The organism is Pseudomonas sp. CDFA 610, assembly GCF_021147865.1.
Lineage (GTDB): Bacteria > Pseudomonadota > Gammaproteobacteria > Pseudomonadales > Pseudomonadaceae > Aquipseudomonas > Aquipseudomonas alliivorans.
In genome coordinates this window covers 249566-264998 of the sequence record NZ_JAGTPM010000005.1, presented here as the reverse complement: position 1 = coordinate 264998, position 15433 = coordinate 249566, and the positions used below count along the sequence as shown (strand labels likewise).

At 60.5% G+C, this 15433-nt stretch carries 16 protein-coding genes; 14 read left to right on the top strand and 2 right to left on the bottom strand.

The genetic code is table 11. From position 1 onward, the window contains the following. Positions 1–4: 4 nt before the first annotated feature. From gmk to KDX39_RS11215, 7 genes are all read left to right on the top strand, one after another. Positions 5–625, top strand: coding sequence for a guanylate kinase (gene gmk / locus KDX39_RS11245; RefSeq protein WP_231660429.1), 621 nt, complete (start codon positions 5–7; stop codon positions 623–625). A 147-nt stretch (positions 626–772) separates the two neighbouring features. Further along, the gene (gene rpoZ / locus KDX39_RS11240; RefSeq protein ID WP_004887180.1) at positions 773–1036 is read left to right on the top strand and encodes a DNA-directed RNA polymerase subunit omega; all 264 of its coding nucleotides are present in this window, start codon (positions 773–775) and stop codon (positions 1034–1036) included. Positions 1037–1096: 60 nt separating this feature from the next. Continuing rightward, positions 1097–3202: a bifunctional GTP diphosphokinase/guanosine-3',5'-bis pyrophosphate 3'-pyrophosphohydrolase gene (spoT, locus tag KDX39_RS11235; RefSeq protein ID WP_231660428.1), complete on the top strand. Its 2106-nt coding sequence runs from the start codon at positions 1097–1099 to the stop codon at positions 3200–3202. Between the two features lie 25 nt (positions 3203–3227). Further along, complete coding sequence (locus KDX39_RS11230) at positions 3228–3608, top strand: RidA family protein (RefSeq protein WP_231660427.1); 381 nt, start codon at positions 3228–3230, stop codon at positions 3606–3608. A gap of 54 nt (positions 3609–3662) precedes the next feature. Next, the gene (locus KDX39_RS11225) at positions 3663–4400 is read left to right on the top strand and encodes a hypothetical protein (protein ID WP_231660426.1); all 738 of its coding nucleotides are present in this window, start codon (positions 3663–3665) and stop codon (positions 4398–4400) included. A gap of 137 nt (positions 4401–4537) precedes the next feature. Beyond that, complete coding sequence (locus KDX39_RS11220) at positions 4538–4972, top strand: YeeE/YedE family protein (protein ID WP_231660425.1); 435 nt, start codon at positions 4538–4540, stop codon at positions 4970–4972. A 2-nt stretch (positions 4973–4974) separates the two neighbouring features. Then, a complete protein-coding gene (locus tag KDX39_RS11215; protein ID WP_231660424.1) occupies positions 4975–5394 on the top strand; it encodes a YeeE/YedE family protein in 420 nt (139 codons plus the stop codon). Positions 5395–5420: 26 nt separating this feature from the next. Here KDX39_RS11215 and KDX39_RS11210 read toward each other — a convergent pair whose 3' ends face one another. After that, complete coding sequence (locus KDX39_RS11210; protein WP_231660423.1) at positions 5421–6269, bottom strand: SDR family oxidoreductase; 849 nt, start codon at positions 6267–6269, stop codon at positions 5421–5423. A gap of 207 nt (positions 6270–6476) precedes the next feature. Between KDX39_RS11210 and exbB the strand changes: the two genes are divergently transcribed. The 6 genes from exbB (at position 6477) to KDX39_RS11180 (ending at position 13183) form a co-directional block, all read left to right on the top strand. Beyond that, positions 6477–7418 carry a tonB-system energizer ExbB gene (gene exbB / locus KDX39_RS11205; RefSeq protein ID WP_231660422.1) on the top strand — a complete coding sequence of 314 codons (942 nt, stop codon included), beginning with the start codon at positions 6477–6479 and terminating at the stop codon, positions 7416–7418. Positions 7419–7421: 3 nt separating this feature from the next. Beyond that, positions 7422–7847 (top strand): TonB system transport protein ExbD, encoded by a 426-nt coding sequence (exbD, locus tag KDX39_RS11200; RefSeq protein ID WP_231660421.1) that lies wholly within the window; start codon positions 7422–7424, stop codon positions 7845–7847. After that, positions 7844–8596: an energy transducer TonB gene (locus tag KDX39_RS11195; protein WP_099230900.1), complete on the top strand. Its 753-nt coding sequence runs from the start codon at positions 7844–7846 to the stop codon at positions 8594–8596. Before exbD ends, KDX39_RS11195 begins: the two co-directional genes overlap by 4 nt. A gap of 92 nt (positions 8597–8688) precedes the next feature. After that, on the top strand, positions 8689–9612 hold the full coding sequence (locus KDX39_RS11190; RefSeq protein WP_004887197.1) for a hydrogen peroxide-inducible genes activator: 924 nt from the start codon (positions 8689–8691) through the stop codon (positions 9610–9612). 11 nt (positions 9613–9623) lie between these two features. After that, the gene (gene recG / locus KDX39_RS11185; RefSeq protein WP_231660420.1) at positions 9624–11699 is read left to right on the top strand and encodes an ATP-dependent DNA helicase RecG; all 2076 of its coding nucleotides are present in this window, start codon (positions 9624–9626) and stop codon (positions 11697–11699) included. A gap of 86 nt (positions 11700–11785) precedes the next feature. Beyond that, on the top strand, positions 11786–13183 hold the full coding sequence (locus KDX39_RS11180; protein ID WP_231660419.1) for an aminoacyl-tRNA deacylase and HDOD domain-containing protein: 1398 nt from the start codon (positions 11786–11788) through the stop codon (positions 13181–13183). Between the two features lie 153 nt (positions 13184–13336). Here KDX39_RS11180 and KDX39_RS11175 read toward each other — a convergent pair whose 3' ends face one another. Next, positions 13337–13738: a GFA family protein gene (locus KDX39_RS11175; protein WP_231660418.1), complete on the bottom strand. Its 402-nt coding sequence runs from the start codon at positions 13736–13738 to the stop codon at positions 13337–13339. A 322-nt stretch (positions 13739–14060) separates the two neighbouring features. Between KDX39_RS11175 and KDX39_RS11170 the strand changes: the two genes are divergently transcribed. Then, positions 14061–15368 carry a CitMHS family transporter gene (locus KDX39_RS11170; protein WP_099230908.1) on the top strand — a complete coding sequence of 436 codons (1308 nt, stop codon included), beginning with the start codon at positions 14061–14063 and terminating at the stop codon, positions 15366–15368. The last annotated feature ends 65 nt before the right edge of the window (positions 15369–15433 follow it).

Genomic DNA, 15433 nt, shown 5'->3' with positions numbered 1-15433 from the left:
TGACATGACCCACAAATCCGGCACCCTGTACATCATTTCCGCGCCATCCGGCGCAGGCAAGACCAGCCTGGTCAATGCCCTGATCCAGGCTCAGCCGCAGATCCGCGTTTCGGTGTCGCACACCACCCGCGCCATGCGCCCGGGCGAAGCAGACGGGGTGAACTACCACTTCGTTGACCGCGCAGAATTTACCCGCATGGTCGACCATGGCGATTTCCTCGAGCAGGCCGAAGTCTTCGGCAACCTGTACGGCACCTCGCAAAGCCATCTGCAACAGACGCTGGATGAAGGTCATGACCTGATTCTGGAAATCGACTGGCAGGGCGCCCAGCAGGTTCGCGCCAAGATGCCTCACACCCGTTCGATCTTCATCCTGCCGCCAAGCCAGCAGGCACTGCGCCAGCGTCTGACCAACCGTGGCCAGGACAGCGACGAGATCATCGAAAACCGGATGCGTGAGGCCGTCAGCGAGATGAGCCATTACAACGAGTACGAATACATCGTGGTCAACGATGATTTCGCCGGCGCGCTGGAAGACCTGAAGTCCATTTTCCGCGCCAATCGCCTGACCCAGCAGCATCAGCAAGAGCAATACAGCGAGCTTTTTCAGCAATTGCTGGCTTGATCAGGCTGTTTCTACGCGGCAGACTGCAGGTCATATACAGACCGTTTGTGGCATGCCGCTTGCTGCTTGCGGTAGTCCGCTTGTAAACTACCGAGTCCGCTCGCCCATCCGGGCATCGCGCATACGCATTTGCTACGAGGAATACCCATGGCCCGCGTGACCGTTGAAGACTGCCTAGAACACGTCGATAACCGCTTCGAGCTGGTCATGCTCGCTACCAAGCGTTCGCGTCAACTCGCCACCGGCGGCAAAGAGCCGAAGCTGGCGTGGGAAAACGACAAGCCTACCGTTGTGGCCCTGCGTGAAATCGCGGCCGGCCTTATGGATTATGCCGTTATTGCAGAAGCCGAAATCGTTGAAGATGAACCATTGTTCGCAGCGTTCGAGGACGAGTCCAACGAGGCCGTCTAAGCCTATGCCGGGTCGACGTGTTACGGCGCAGGGTAAAAGCCATCGGCAGGGGGTAGCGCCTTGCCGAGCATAGACGCCCTCGCCGACAGACTGTCGGCCTACCTCGGCAAGGACCAGGTCAATCTGGTCCGCCGAGCGTATTTCTACGCCGAACAAGCCCACGATGGCCAGCGCCGTCGAAGCGGCGAAGCCTACGTCACGCACCCTCTCGCGGTGGCGAATATTCTTGCCGACATGCACATGGACCATCAGAGCCTGATGGCGGCGATGCTGCATGACGTGATCGAAGACACCGGGATTGCCAAGGAAGCGCTCAGCGCACAGTTTGGCGAAACCGTGGCCGAACTGGTCGATGGGGTCAGCAAACTGACCCAGATGAACTTCGAGACCAAGGCCGAGGCACAGGCCGAGAACTTTCAGAAAATGGCCATGGCCATGGCCCGCGATATTCGCGTGATTCTGGTCAAGCTCGCCGACCGCCTGCACAACATGCGCACCCTGGAAGTCCTGTCCGGTGAAAAGCGCCGTCGCATCGCGAAAGAAACCCTCGAAATCTATGCCCCCATCGCCAACCGCCTGGGCATGCACAGCGTGCGGATCGAATTCGAGGATCTGGGTTTCAAGGCCATGTACCCGATGCGGTCCTCGCGGATCAATCAGGCGGTCAAGCGTGCCCGTGGCAACCGCAAGGAACTGGTCAACAAAATCGAAGAATCCCTGAGCCATTGCCTTGCCGTCGACGGCATCGAAGGCGATGTCAGCGGACGACAGAAGCACCTGTACGGCATCTACAAGAAGATGCGGGGCAAGCGTCGGGCCTTCAACGAGATCATGGACGTCTACGCGTTCCGCATCATCGTCGACAAGGTCGACACCTGCTATCGCGTGCTGGGTGCTGTGCATAATCTGTACAAACCGTTGCCCGGCCGCTTCAAGGATTACATCGCAATTCCCAAGGCCAACGGCTACCAGTCGCTGCACACCACCCTGTTCGGGATGCACGGCGTGCCCATCGAAATCCAGATCCGCACTCGTGAAATGGAAGAGATGGCCAACAACGGAATCGCCGCACACTGGCTCTACAAATCCAGCGACGACGAACAACCCAAGGGCACGCATGCTCGCGCCCGCCAGTGGGTCAAGGGCGTGCTGGAAATGCAGCAGCGTGCCGGCAACTCGCTGGAATTCATCGAGAGCGTCAAGATCGACCTGTTCCCGGACGAGGTCTACGTCTTCACGCCCAAGGGCCGGATCATGGAGCTGCCCAAAGGCTCCACGGCGGTGGACTTCGCTTATGCGGTTCACACCGATGTCGGCAACAGTTGCATCGCCTGCCGGATCAATCGTCGACTGGCGCCGCTCTCGGAACCATTGCAGAGCGGTTCGACCGTCGAAATCGTCAGCGCACCCGGCGCACGCCCCAACCCGGCATGGCTGAACTTCGTTGTCACTGGCAAGGCGCGCACCCACATTCGTCACGCCCTCAAGCTGCAACGCCGCTCCGAATCCATCAGTCTGGGCGAGCGCCTGTTGAACAAGGTCCTCAATGGCTTCGAAAGCAGCCTGGACAGGATTCCTGCCGAGCGCGTGCAACTGGCCTTGAACGAATACCGTGTCGAAGTGCTGGAAGACCTGCTCGAAGACATCGGTCTTGGCAATCGCATGGCTTACGTTGTCGCCCGCCGCCTGTTGGGCGAAGGCGATCAGTTGCCAAGTCCGGAAGGTCCGCTGGCGATTCGCGGCACCGAAGGCCTGGTGCTCAGCTACGCCAAGTGCTGCACGCCGATCCCGGGCGATCCGATTGTGGGCCACCTGTCTGCCGGCAAGGGCATGGTCGTGCACCTGGACAACTGCCGCAACATCAGCGAAATCCGCCACAACCCGGAAAAGTGCATCCAGCTCTCGTGGGCCAAGGATGTGACCGGCGAATTCAATGTCGAGCTGCGCGTCGAGCTGGAGCATCAGCGCGGCCTGATCGCCCTGCTGGCCAGCAGCGTCAACGCCGCTGACGGCAACATCGAAAAAATCAGCATGGACGAGCGCGACGGCCGCATCAGTGTGGTCCAGCTCGTGGTCAGTGTGCACGACCGAGTGCATCTGGCCCGCGTGATCAAGAAACTACGCGCACTGACCGGGGTCACACGCATCACCCGGATGCGCTCGTAGGCAATCCCATTTTCAGGAGTTCTTCATGACCAAGACTGTCATCACCAGCGAAAAAGCCCCGGCGGCCATCGGCCCTTACTCGCAGGCGATCAAGGCTGGCAATACCGTCTACATGTCCGGCCAGATCCCTCTGGACCCGAAAACCATGGAACTGGTCGACGGCATCGAAGCCCAGATCACCCAGGTCTTCGAGAACCTGAAGTCCGTTGCCGAAGCCTCTGGCGGCTCGTTCAAGGACATCGTGAAGCTGAACATCTTCCTGACCGACCTGGGCCATTTCGCCAAGGTCAACGAGATCATGGGCACCTACTTCGCGCAGCCTTATCCGGCGCGTGCAGCCATCGGTGTTGCTGCACTGCCGCGTGGCGCGCAGGTCGAGATGGACGCGATTCTCGTCATCGAATAAATCCCCCAGCGGAGCGTTGCTGCGCTCCGCTCTCCCTGAAGGAAGGAATCTGTTATGCGTTCCGCGCTCGCCATTTCACTGCTGGCCGTTGTTCTCGGCGGCTGCTCCAGCATCGCCGACCGCAATCCGGACGGCACCTGGATCAACCAGACCGCCATCGATGCCGCAGTCAAGCAGGGCAACCTGCGTCAGGCGCTGCTCGCCAACGGCCCCAATCTTGAGTGGCAGATCAACTCCAAGACCAATCAGGCGGTGTACTCCAACGGCTTCGAGCTGGGTGAAGGCAAGATCGTCAGCGCCGCCGAAGGCAAGCTGCATATCGACTTCTACGGTAATTTCTTCGAAGACCTGAGCGTCAAGGGTGACGAACTGGTTCAGGCCGCCAGCGAATCCGGTCCTGAGCAACACTTCGAAAAACCGAAAAACACCGTACCCGAAGGCGCGCAGCCAGGCAGCAGCTTTGAAAAAGCACTGTATGCGGCCTACATGGGCGGCAAATGGACCATCGTCGAAGGCGACGGCAAGGGCAGCACCGTGCAGTTCATGCCGGACGGCAGCGTGCAGGGTCTCCCGGAAAACGATCGCTTCGCGCTCTGCCTGGCTGGCGATTGTGCAGCCATGAGCGGCGAATACGACAGCATGTGGCTGGAGAAGGCCGAGCAAGGCAACCCGTGGATCTTCGCCCGCAAAGGCAAGCAGCTGGAGATCTTCCAGGCGGTGAACAACGCGGGTGCCGACCAGATGCCCGAACTGCGCCCGGGTACTCGCCGCTGGTTGCTTGAGCAGCAGTAACCGTGGTTTAGTAAAGCCCGATCAACAAAGAGCGCCCTTCATGGGCGCTTTTTTGTGCAATAGTTTCAGCGCCCGTCCACCAGCAACTGAGCAACCTGCTTCGGCTGCCATCCGATGATCCTGCTGTCAGGTGAGACATGATAAGCCTTTCAAGCCACTTCACCCCTTGGACGTCGCTGGCCGGAGGCGTGCTGATCGGCCTTGCAGCCAGCCTGTTCATTTTGTTCAACGGCAGAATTGCCGGCATCAGTGGATTGCTCGGCAGCGTTCTGTCAGGCGCAGGCGAAGGACGTGGCGAAAAACTGCTGTTCCTCACCGGCTTGCTGGCCTCGCCACTGATCTGGTCAATGGGCGCAAGGCTGCCTGAGGCCTCATTCACTACCGAGGTCTTCACCCTGCTGGTTGCGGGGCTGATGGTCGGAATCGGCACTCGCTATGGTGCCGGATGTACCAGTGGACATGGCGTATGCGGACTGTCACGGCTGTCGCCACGATCAATCGTTGCCGTCTGCTGCTTCATGGGCAGCAGCTTCGCCTGCGTGTATCTGATTCGTCACGTGGCCGGGGTGTAAGCATGCGCAAACTGACTGCACTTATCGCCGGACTGCTCTTCGGTCTGGGGCTCTACTTTAGTGGCATGACCGACCCTGCGAAGGTGCTCGCATTCCTGGACATTGCAGGCGACTGGGATCCGTCATTGGCCCTGGTTATGGCCGGAGCGCTCTTGCCAGCCAGCGTCGCGTTCCAGGTTGCACAGCGTCGCCAGAAATCACTGCTTGGTGCACCGATGCAGATACCGACCCTCAAGGTGATCGACCGACGACTCGTTCTGGGCAGCCTGTTGTTCGGCGCTGGCTGGGCCTTGGCGGGTCTTTGCCCTGGCCCGGCACTGGCGTTGCTGCTGAGTGGCAGTTGGCAGCCCATCGCGTTCACGCTCGCGATGGTGGTCGGTATGCTGATCCACGCCCTTTTCGAATCACGCCGAACGATGTGAGGGGCCGACCGGACCTTGATCGACCCTTAGCCGAGCAAGGCTGCGTAACCCGCTTTGTAGTCCGGATACATCGGCGCCCAGCCCAATGCCCTTGCCCGCGCATTGCTGCACCGCTTGCTGCCGACCCGCTGCACGCTGACATCGTCGGACCATTCGGTCACGCCCAGATACTCACGAATCCACGACACCACATCAGCCAATGCAGCCGGGTCGTCGTCCACGCCCAGATAGCAGTTCTCCAGGGCGACGCCACGATCATCGGCCTCAAGCAAGTGCGCCAGCAGACCCGCGGCATCGTCGGCGTGAATGCGATTGGCGTAGACCGGCGGATCGATCCTGACGCTGTGGCCCTGGCGCACACGGTTGGACAGATCTGCACGGCCCGGCCCGTAGATACCGGTCAATCTCACAGCCGTGGCAGGAAGGCCGCTGTTCAGGGCGAGTTGCTCGGCGTCAAGCATGACCGTGCCGGTAAAACCGACAGGCTCAGTGACGGACGTCTCGTCGACCCATTCGCCCTCCTGCTGGCCGTAAACACCGCTGCTGGACACGAAAAACAGACGTTTGGGCCGCTGGCCCTGTTCTTCGAGCCAGCCCAGTACATGGCGCAACCCGTTGACATAGGCGTCTCGATAACCGGCCTCGTCGCGTTGCGATGGCGTTGCGCAATACACCACGTAGTCGATCCGGCCAGCCGGCCAGTCAGAAGGTCTCGCGGTCGCGAACAGATCGCCCTGTACCGGCAAGACACCCTCGGGCAGCCCGGAAACTGTGCGCCGCAGCCCATGGACGGACCAGTCACGAGCCAGCAGGCGCGTGGCCAGTCGAGAGCCGATATCGCCGCAACCAGCGATCAAAACGGATGGGGCGGACATTGCATATCTCCACATGACGGTGATCAGACACCGTGTAAGTCATCAGAAAACGTCAAATATTCAGACCAATATGTAAAAAAGATACAGTATTACTTTTGTTAACAAGAACGATTTGCAATAATGGCAGCCCATTTGTTCCCCTGGAACGCCGAACGTAACGCACGGCGACTGGAACGATCACTTTTTATTCTCCCAGGTCAGGCCAGCATGACACGTATCCAATCAATCGCTTCGCCAACCAAGCTATTCAGCGTGCCTCGCGCATGGCGCGGTATCGCGGCTCTCGTCCTGAGCCTGATGCTCGCACCCGTTGCAATCGCCGACCAGTCGGCACCTGCGACGCCGCCTGCCGCGACCAACGCAGCATCAGCACCGATTCAGGCTGACACCGCAGCGCCTGTGGAGACGCTTGAGCCTGCCGCCGAAGACAATAGCCTGGGCATGTCTCACGACCTGTCGCCATGGGGTATGTATCAGAACGCCGACGTGGTGGTGAAAGCGGTCATGATCGGTCTGGCCATCGCCTCGATCATCACCTGGACCATCTGGATCGCCAAGGGCTTCGAGCTGCTGGGTGCCAAGCGCCGCCTGCGCATCGAAATCGCCAACCTGAAGAAGGCCCGCACCCTGTCCGAAGCCGGTGAAACCGCTGCGAAGGAAGGCACGCTGGCCAATCTGCTGGTCCATGACGCGATGGAAGAAATGCGCCTGTCGACCAACAGCCGTGAACGCGAAGGCATCAAGGAACGCGTCAGCTTCCGTCTGGAGCGTCTGGTCGCGGCCTGCGGCCGCAACATGAGCTCCGGCACCGGCGTGCTGGCAACCATCGGCTCCACCGCGCCATTCGTAGGCCTGTTCGGCACGGTATGGGGCATCATGAACAGCTTCATCGGCATCGCCAAGACCCAGACCACCAACCTCGCCGTCGTCGCGCCAGGCATCGCCGAAGCCTTGCTGGCAACCGCGCTGGGTCTGGTTGCCGCGATTCCTGCGGTGGTCATCTATAACGTTTTCGCTCGCTCCATCGCCGGTTACAAGGCCCAGGTCGCCGATGCCTCGGCGCAGGTATTGCTGCTGGTCAGCCGTGATCTGGATCACCAGCCATCTGCCGAACGCAGCCAATCACCACACATGGTCAAGGTGGGCTGAACCTTGGGCATGCATCTGAAGGAAGGCGACGACGATCTCGCCGAAAACCACGAAATCAACGTCACACCGTTCATCGACGTCATGCTGGTGCTGCTGATCATCTTCATGGTCGCGGCCCCTCTGGCCACGGTAGACATCAAGGTCGATCTGCCTGCGTCTACCGCGACGCCGCAACCCAGGCCCGAGAAGCCGATCTTCCTCAGCGTCAAGACTGACAAGAGCCTGTACCTGGGCGAAGAGAAAGTCTCGCGCGAACAGATCGGCCAGGTGCTGGATGCGCGCACCAAAGGCAAGAAAGACACCACGATCTTCTTCCAGGCCGACAAGGGCGTGGATTACGGCGATCTGATGGACGTCATGAACTCGCTTCGGGGTGCGGGTTACCTGAAAGTCGGTCTGGTAGGCCTTGAGACGGCTGGTAAGAAATGATCACTACGCGCCAAAAACTGACGCGCTATAGCGGTAGTCTGTTGTTGGTGCTGGCCGTACACGCGATTGCGATCATCGTCGCTCTTCGCTGGCCGGCCTCTCAAGCCATCGAACTGCCTCCGGCAGCCATGATGGTCGAGCTGGCGCCTTTGCCGGAACCCGCACCGCCGCCACCGCCTCAGGTCGTTCAGCCGCCTCAGCCGCCCGCACCGGAAGAACAGGTGCAGGTGCCAGAGGTCGTGGAAGCGCCGAAGCCGGAAATCGTCGTGCCCAAGAAGGTGGAAAAGCCCAAGCCCAAACCGCAGCCGCCAAAGCCGCAAAAGAAGCCTGAGCCGCCAAAGCCCGAGGAAAAACCTGCCGAAGACAAACCGGTGGATACGCCCCCGACCACGGCCAAACCCGAGAAATCGGCCGCTCCGACACCGCCGGCACCTGCTGCACCGCCGAGCAACGCGTTGCCAAGTTGGCAGGGCGACCTGCTGCGTCACCTGGGGAAATACAAGAAGTACCCTGAAGATGCTCGTCGTCGCGGTATGCAGGGGGTGGCTCGTCTGCGCTTCGTCGTGGATGCGCAGGGCAATGTCTCGTCCTACGAGATTGCCAGCAGCTCGGGCAGTCCGGCGCTTGATCGGGCAACCATGGAGATGATCCGTCGTGCGCAGCCTTTGCCGAAGCCGCCTGCGGAAATCCTCAACAACGGCACCATTGAAATCCTCGCACCGTTCGTTTATTCGCTGGATAAACGCTGAATCGCACTTTTGTTACTCAAGAGTGCCTCTGATAACGTGCGTCTATCGATTGCACCCGCTATGCTGGGGCCGCAACTTCATGGACGCACGTTATGACTCTTACAGAATTGCGCTACATCGTTACGCTCGCTCAGGAACAGCACTTCGGTCATGCCGCAGAACGCTGTCATGTCAGCCAGCCTACGCTGTCAGTGGGTGTCAAAAAACTCGAAGACGAACTCGGTGTGCTGATTTTCGAGCGCAGCAAGAGTGCCGTGCGCCTGACGCCGGTCGGCGAAGGCATCGTCGCTCAGGCGCAAAAGGTGCTTGAACAGGCGCAAGGCATTCGCGAACTGGCCCAGGCCGGCAAGAATCAGCTGACCGCACCGCTGAAAGTCGGCGCCATCTACACCGTCGGTCCGTACCTGTTTCCCCACCTGATTCCGCAATTGCATCGCGTTGCCCCGCAGATGCCGTTGTACATCGAGGAAAACTTCACTCACGTGCTGCGCGACAAGCTGCGCAACGGTGAGCTGGATGCGGTCATCATCGCGCTGCCGTTCAACGAAGCCGACGTACTGACGCTGCCTCTGTATGACGAGCCTTTCTCTGTCCTGATGCCCGCCGACCACCCATGGACTCAGAAAGAGACCATTGACGCCTCGGCCCTGAATGACAAGAGCCTGCTGTTGCTGGGTGAAGGCCACTGTTTCCGTGATCAGGTTCTGGAAGCGTGCCCTACACTGACCAAAGGCAGCGAGGGTGCCAGGCACACCACCGTGGAATCCAGTTCGCTGGAGACCATCCGCCACATGGTCGCGTCAGGACTGGGGATTTCGATCCTGCCGTTGTCGGCAGTCGACAGTCACCACTACGCGCCCGGCGTGATCGAAGTACGCCCGCTGACGCCACCCGTACCATTCCGCACGGTTGCCATCGCCTGGCGTGCAAGCTTCCCGAGGCCCAAGGCTATCGAGATTCTCGCGGACTCCGTGCGCCTGTGTTCAGTGGCACGTCCCAAGACAGAAGCGAGCTAGGCAGGAAGAACATGAGCGAGCTTTCCAAAGTCTCGGTCACCGCGCTCAAGGGCGTCGGCGAGGCCATGGCTGAAAAGCTGGCAAAGGTCGGTCTGGAAAACCTGCAGGATGTGCTGTTTCATCTGCCGTTGCGTTATCAGGATCGGACTCGCGTCGTGCCTATCGGCGCGCTGCGGCCAGGCCAGGACGCGGTGATCGAAGGTGTCGTCAGCGGCGCCGACGTCGTGATGGGCAAACGTCGCAGCCTGCTGGTGCGTCTGGGCGACGGCACGGGTGTCGTCAGCCTTCGCTTCTATCACTTCAGCAATGCCCAGAAAGACGGCATGAAGCGCGGCACCCACCTGCGCTGTTTCGGCGAAGCACGCCCTGGCGCGTCCGGCCTTGAAATCTATCATCCCGAATACCGTGCAATCACGGGCGACGAGCCTGCGCCTGTCGAACAGACCCTTACGCCGATCTATCCCTCGACCGAAGGCCTGACGCAACAGCGTCTGCGCCAGCTCTGTCAGCAGAGCCTGGCGATGCTAGGCCCCAAAAGCCTGCCGGACTGGCTGCCGGATGAGCTGGCCCGTGATTATCAACTGGCCCCGCTGGACGATGCGATTCGCTACCTGCATCACCCGCCGGCCGACGCCGATGTCGACGAACTGGCTTTGGGGCATCACTGGGCCCAGCATCGTCTGGCGTTTGAGGAACTGCTGACTCACCAGCTCTCTCAACAAAGGCTGCGCGAAAGCCTGCGCTCGCAACGCGCCCCGGCCCTGCCGCTGGCAAAGAAACTGCCAAAGCAGTTTCTTGCCAACCTCGGCTTTCCGCCCACCGGCGCGCAGCAGCGGGTCGGTAAAGAAGTGGCCTACGACCTCAGTCAGCCCGAACCCATGCTGCGCCTGATTCAGGGCGATGTTGGCTCGGGCAAGACCGTCGTCGCGGCGCTCGCGGCCTTGCAGGCGCTGGAAGCCGGTTATCAGGTGGCATTGATGGCGCCGACCGAGATTCTCGCCGAGCAGCACTACATCAACTTTCAGCGCTGGCTTGAACCGCTGGGCATCGGTGTGGCGTGGCTGGCGGGCAAGCTCAAGGGCAAAGCCCGTGTGACCTCGCTTGAACAGATCGCCAGCGGCACACCCATGGTGGTCGGCACGCATGCGCTGTTTCAGGACGAAGTGCAGTTCAAGAATCTGGCGCTGGTCATCATCGATGAGCAACACCGCTTCGGCGTTCAGCAGCGTCTGGCGCTGCGCAAGAAAGGCGTGGGCGGCCTGATGTGTCCTCACCAGTTGATCATGACGGCCACACCGATTCCCCGCACACTGGCCATGAGTGCCTATGCAGACCTGGACACTTCCATTCTCGACGAGCTGCCACCAGGCCGCACACCGGTCAACACCGTGCTGGTCGCCGACAGTCGCCGGATGGAAGTGATCGAGCGGGTGCGGTCCGCCTGTGCGGAGGGACGGCAGGCCTATTGGGTGTGCACGCTGATCGAAGAGTCGGAAGAACTGACCTGCAAAGCTGCCGAAACGTCGTTCGAAGAATTGAGCAGCGCGCTGGGCGAGTTGCGGGTAGGGCTTATCCACGGGCGCATGAAGCCTGTCGAGAAAGCCGCGATCATGGCCGAGTTCAAACAGGGTGCCTTGCAATTGCTGGTGGCGACCACGGTGATCGAGGTGGGCGTCGATGTGCCCAATTCCAGTCTGATGATCATCGAGAACCCCGAGCGCCTGGGGCTTGCCCAGCTTCACCAGCTACGCGGTCGAGTCGGCCGGGGCAGCGCTGTCAGTCACTGCGTGCTGCTTTACCATCCGCCGCTGTCGCAAATCGGTCGCCAGCGACTGGCGATCATGCGCGAAACCAACGACGGTTTTGTGATCGCCGAAAAGGATCTGGAGCTGCGCGGCCCAGGCGAAATGCTTGGAACCCGACAAACGGGCCTGCTGCAATTCAAGGTCGCCGACCTGATGCGCGACGCCGATCTGCTACCCGCCGTCCGCGACGCAGCCCAAGCGCTGCTTGAGCGTTGGCCCCAACATGTGAGTCCGTTACTGGAGCGCTGGCTGCGTCATGGCCAGCAGTATGGCCAGGTGTGATGCAGGCTACGCTTTGGAAACCGCATGCGACCCAAATTGAATAAGGTGGTTATACTTCGGCCACTGTAGGAATTTGGACAAAGACCATGACAGAAGTTGCTCACGTCGATGATTCGCATCACGCCCCGTCGGTTATCCGGCAGTTGCTTGAAAAATTGGCGATCAGCTACAACGAAGTCGTCGATGACAAAAACCTGCAACCGGCGCGAAAAGTTCAAGCCGTCCTGGTTGAAGACGCCGTAGGTGCTCTTCTCATCCTGTTTCCGCAAAGTCAGCTGTTGGACCTCAGCCGGATTACCGAGCTGACGGGTCGACAATTGACCGCCGTCCCACACGAGCGGCTGTTGCGCATGCTGGCCAAACACAGCCTGCATGTACTGCCGGGCCTGCCCGCGCTCACCAGTTCACCCTGCCTTTACGATGAGCGCCTGCTGCAGGAGCCCTCACTGTTGGTCGGTTCGGGCGAACCCGGGGTGTTACTGGAAATCACCAGCGAAGACTTCAAAGGTATGCTCAGCAAAGCCAGCGCCGCCGTTTTCGGGCAGCCTGTCAGCGCGATTCATCCCAACCTTGATCGTCCTGACGATGACCGGAAAGAAATCACCACAGCCATGACTCACTTCACGGCGCGCCGCATCCAGCAACGCCTGGAAGCGACACTGGAAATTCCGCCGCTGGCAGGCACTGCGCAAAAGATCATCAAGCTGCGGGTCGATCCCGACGCGACCATTGACGACATCACCGGCGTGGTCGAAACAGATCCTGCGCTGGCGGCGCAGGTCGTCAGCTGGGCTGCGTCGCCTTACTACGCTTCGACCGGCAGGATTCGCTCGGTGGAAGACGCCATAGTGCGCGTGCTGGGTTTCGACCTGGTGATCAACCTGGCACTGGGCCTCGCGCTGGGCAAGACCCTGAGCCTGCCCAAGGATCAACCGCAGCAGACCACCCCTTACTGGCAGCAGTCGATCTACACTGCAGCCGTCATCGAAGGCCTGACCCGCGCTATCCCGCGCGCAAAAAGACCTGAAGGCGGCCTGACCTATCTGGCCGGCCTGCTGCACAATTTCGGCTACTTGCTGCTCGCCCACGTGTTTCCGCCGCATTTCACGCTGATCTGCCGTCAGTTGGAAGTGAACACGCACCTGCACCACAGCTACATCGAGCACCATCTGCTCGGTATCAGCCGTGAGCAGATCGGTGCCTGGCTGATGCGCTACTGGGACATGCCGGACGAACTCGCCACTGCGCTGCGCTTCCAGCATGATCCGCATTACGCAGGCGAGCATCACGCCTACGCCAACCTGGTATTTCTGGCCGTACGGCTGCTGCGCGCCAACGGCATCGGCGCAGGCCCGCAGCAGGAGATTCCGGACGAGCTGTTCGAGCGTCTTGGCCTGACCCGCGAAAAAGCCAACGAGTCCGTCAAGAAGGTGCTGGAAGCCGAAGTGCTGCTGCGCGAACTGGCGTCTCAGTTCAGCCAGTAAGCGCCACACTGATCGTGCCCATCGCTTCGCGTGGGCATGCATCCCGTCACGCTCCGCGTCACCTTAGAGAGCGGACGCGAAGCGTCCTCGGCGGCGTTACCACGCAGCGCGTGGGAACGGGCAGCGAGCCGCGGTCAGTAGCTGTACACGAACTTAATCTAACTCCCCCTCCCGCCCCGGCAAATGCTCGTCCAGATGCAGCCACGGCAATCGGTTTTCGATGAAGATGTGCCGCGCTGGCGCCGCCAGTTCCGGATGGTCGAGCGTGGCGATGACCACGTCGATTTCCTGCGGGCTGTTGCGGGTGAACAGGGCCGCGTGAGCTCCGCAGTTGCCGCAGAAGTAGCGAATGCAGGTCGGGCCCGAGTCGTAGGTCGCCGGGCTGCCCGCCAGCCACTGGAAGGACGTCAGCGGTACCGTGATCCAGGTCATGACCGTCCCGCCGGACGTTCTCCTGCAAATGGAGCAGTGACAATGGGCGATGTCCTTCAGGGGCGCATCGAACTGGTAACGCAGGTTGCCGCAATGGCAGCCGCCGATGTGAATCTGGCTCATGAGGGCATCTCCCTGTTGTGCATCGATAAGCGTGTCGCCATAAAGTGACCGCAAACACTTAATAATGTGACCGCAAGCGCTGATTGAAAGGTCGGTGAAAGCTTGCGCAATTAGCATCGCCTCACTTCCGGCAAAAAGACCGGCCAGCCTGGGTGTCGCTCCACGCGTTCCCTGGCCCAATTAACAACAATAATGGTGATTGCAATGCTTGCTGACTTTCCGACCCGTCCCCTTCTTGCGCCCCCTCTCCACGTACCGCTCCGACTGAGCTGACTCGTTCGTTTCCATCGTTCTGTAGCCGTATTACGTCTGGAGTATTCCCATGCTGACTTTCCTTGGCTTCGCCATGGTCATTGCGTTCATGTACCTGATCATGAGCAAGCGTCTGACCGCGCTGATCGCCCTGATTCTGGTCCCGATCATCTTTGCCCTGTTCGGCGGCTTCGCGTCGCAGATCGGCCCGATGATGCTGGCCGGTATTACCAAACTGGCGCCGACCGGCGTCATGCTGATGTTCGCCATTTTGTACTTCGCGCTGATGATCGACTCCGGCCTGTTCGACCCGGCCGTGCGCAAGATCCTGAAAATGGTGAAAGGCGACCCGATGCGCATCTCGGTCGGCACCGCTGTGCTGGCCCTGGTGGTCTCGCTGGACGGTGACGGTGCAACCACCTACATGATCTGCGTTGCCGCCATGCTGCCGCTGTACAGCCGCGTCGGCATGAGCCCGCGGATCATGGCAGGCCTGATCATTCTGGCCGGTGGCGTGATGAACATGACCCCGTGGGGCGGCCCGACCGCTCGTGCGGCCAGCGCCCTGCATGTGGATGCGTCGGACATTTTCGTCCCGATGATTCCTGCAATGCTGGCTGGCGTGGTGGCGATCCTGGCGATTGCCTACTTCTACGGCAAACGTGAGCGCGCCCGCCTGGGTGAACTGCACCTGAAAGGCGACGAAGTCGATCACAGTGAAATCAGTGTGTCGCAGTTCCCGGATGCCCGTCGCCCGAAACTGATCTGGTTCAACGGCGGCCTGACGCTGGTATTGATGGTCGCCCTGATCATGGGTCTGCTGCCGCTGCCGGTGCTGTTCATGATTGCGTTCAGTATCGCCATGATCATCAACTACCCGAACCTGCAGGATCAGAAGGACCGCGTTTCGGCTCACGCCGGTAGCGTCCTGGCCGTGGTCGGCCTGATCTTCGCTGCCGGTATCTTCACCGGTATCCTGTCGGGCACCGGTATGGTCGATGCCATGTCCAAGAGCCTGCTGGCTGTTATCCCGGACGCACTGGGCCCGTACCTGGCGGTCATCACTGCGCTGGTGAGCATGCCGTTCACCTTCTTCATGTCCAACGATGCGTTCTACTACGGCGTACTGCCAGTGCTGTCGGAAGCCGCCGCCCACTACGGCATCAGCCCGGTGGAAATGGCTCGTGCCTCCATCGTCGGCCAGCCGGTTCACCTGCTCAGCCCGCTGGTGCCTTCGACTTACCTGCTGGTGGCACTGGCCGGTATCGAGTTCGGCGACCACCAGCGTTTCACCCTGAAGTGGGCGATTCTGGTGTGCATGTGCATTTTGGTTGCAGCACTGGCCATGGGGATTTTCCCGCTCTACAGCAGTCTATAACCTCAGGCTGTCATCGGCCCGCCATCGACCCGAGGGTTGATGGCGGGCTTTTTCATGTTTGAGAC

What these genes read in the sequence shown, in the direction of transcription:
- gmk (WP_231660429.1), top strand. Translation starts at nt 5, where the DNA reads ATGACCCACAAATCCGGCACCCTGTACATCATTTCCGCGCCATCCGGC.
- rpoZ (WP_004887180.1), top strand. Translation starts at nt 773, where the DNA reads ATGGCCCGCGTGACCGTTGAAGACTGCCTAGAACACGTCGATAACCGC.
- KDX39_RS11230 (WP_231660427.1), top strand. Translation starts at nt 3,228, where the DNA reads ATGACCAAGACTGTCATCACCAGCGAAAAAGCCCCGGCGGCCATCGGC.
- KDX39_RS11225 (WP_231660426.1), top strand. Translation starts at nt 3,663, where the DNA reads ATGCGTTCCGCGCTCGCCATTTCACTGCTGGCCGTTGTTCTCGGCGGC.
- KDX39_RS11220 (WP_231660425.1), top strand. Translation starts at nt 4,538, where the DNA reads ATGATAAGCCTTTCAAGCCACTTCACCCCTTGGACGTCGCTGGCCGGA.
- KDX39_RS11215 (WP_231660424.1), top strand. Translation starts at nt 4,975, where the DNA reads ATGCGCAAACTGACTGCACTTATCGCCGGACTGCTCTTCGGTCTGGGG.
- KDX39_RS11210 (WP_231660423.1), bottom strand. Translation starts at nt 6,269, where the DNA reads ATGTCCGCCCCATCCGTTTTGATCGCTGGTTGCGGCGATATCGGCTCT.
- exbB (WP_231660422.1), top strand. Translation starts at nt 6,477, where the DNA reads ATGACACGTATCCAATCAATCGCTTCGCCAACCAAGCTATTCAGCGTG.
- KDX39_RS11195 (WP_099230900.1), top strand. Translation starts at nt 7,844, where the DNA reads ATGATCACTACGCGCCAAAAACTGACGCGCTATAGCGGTAGTCTGTTG.
- KDX39_RS11190 (WP_004887197.1), top strand. Translation starts at nt 8,689, where the DNA reads ATGACTCTTACAGAATTGCGCTACATCGTTACGCTCGCTCAGGAACAG.
- recG (WP_231660420.1), top strand. Translation starts at nt 9,624, where the DNA reads ATGAGCGAGCTTTCCAAAGTCTCGGTCACCGCGCTCAAGGGCGTCGGC.
- KDX39_RS11180 (WP_231660419.1), top strand. Translation starts at nt 11,786, where the DNA reads ATGACAGAAGTTGCTCACGTCGATGATTCGCATCACGCCCCGTCGGTT.
- KDX39_RS11175 (WP_231660418.1), bottom strand. Translation starts at nt 13,738, where the DNA reads ATGAGCCAGATTCACATCGGCGGCTGCCATTGCGGCAACCTGCGTTAC.
- KDX39_RS11170 (WP_099230908.1), top strand. Translation starts at nt 14,061, where the DNA reads ATGCTGACTTTCCTTGGCTTCGCCATGGTCATTGCGTTCATGTACCTG.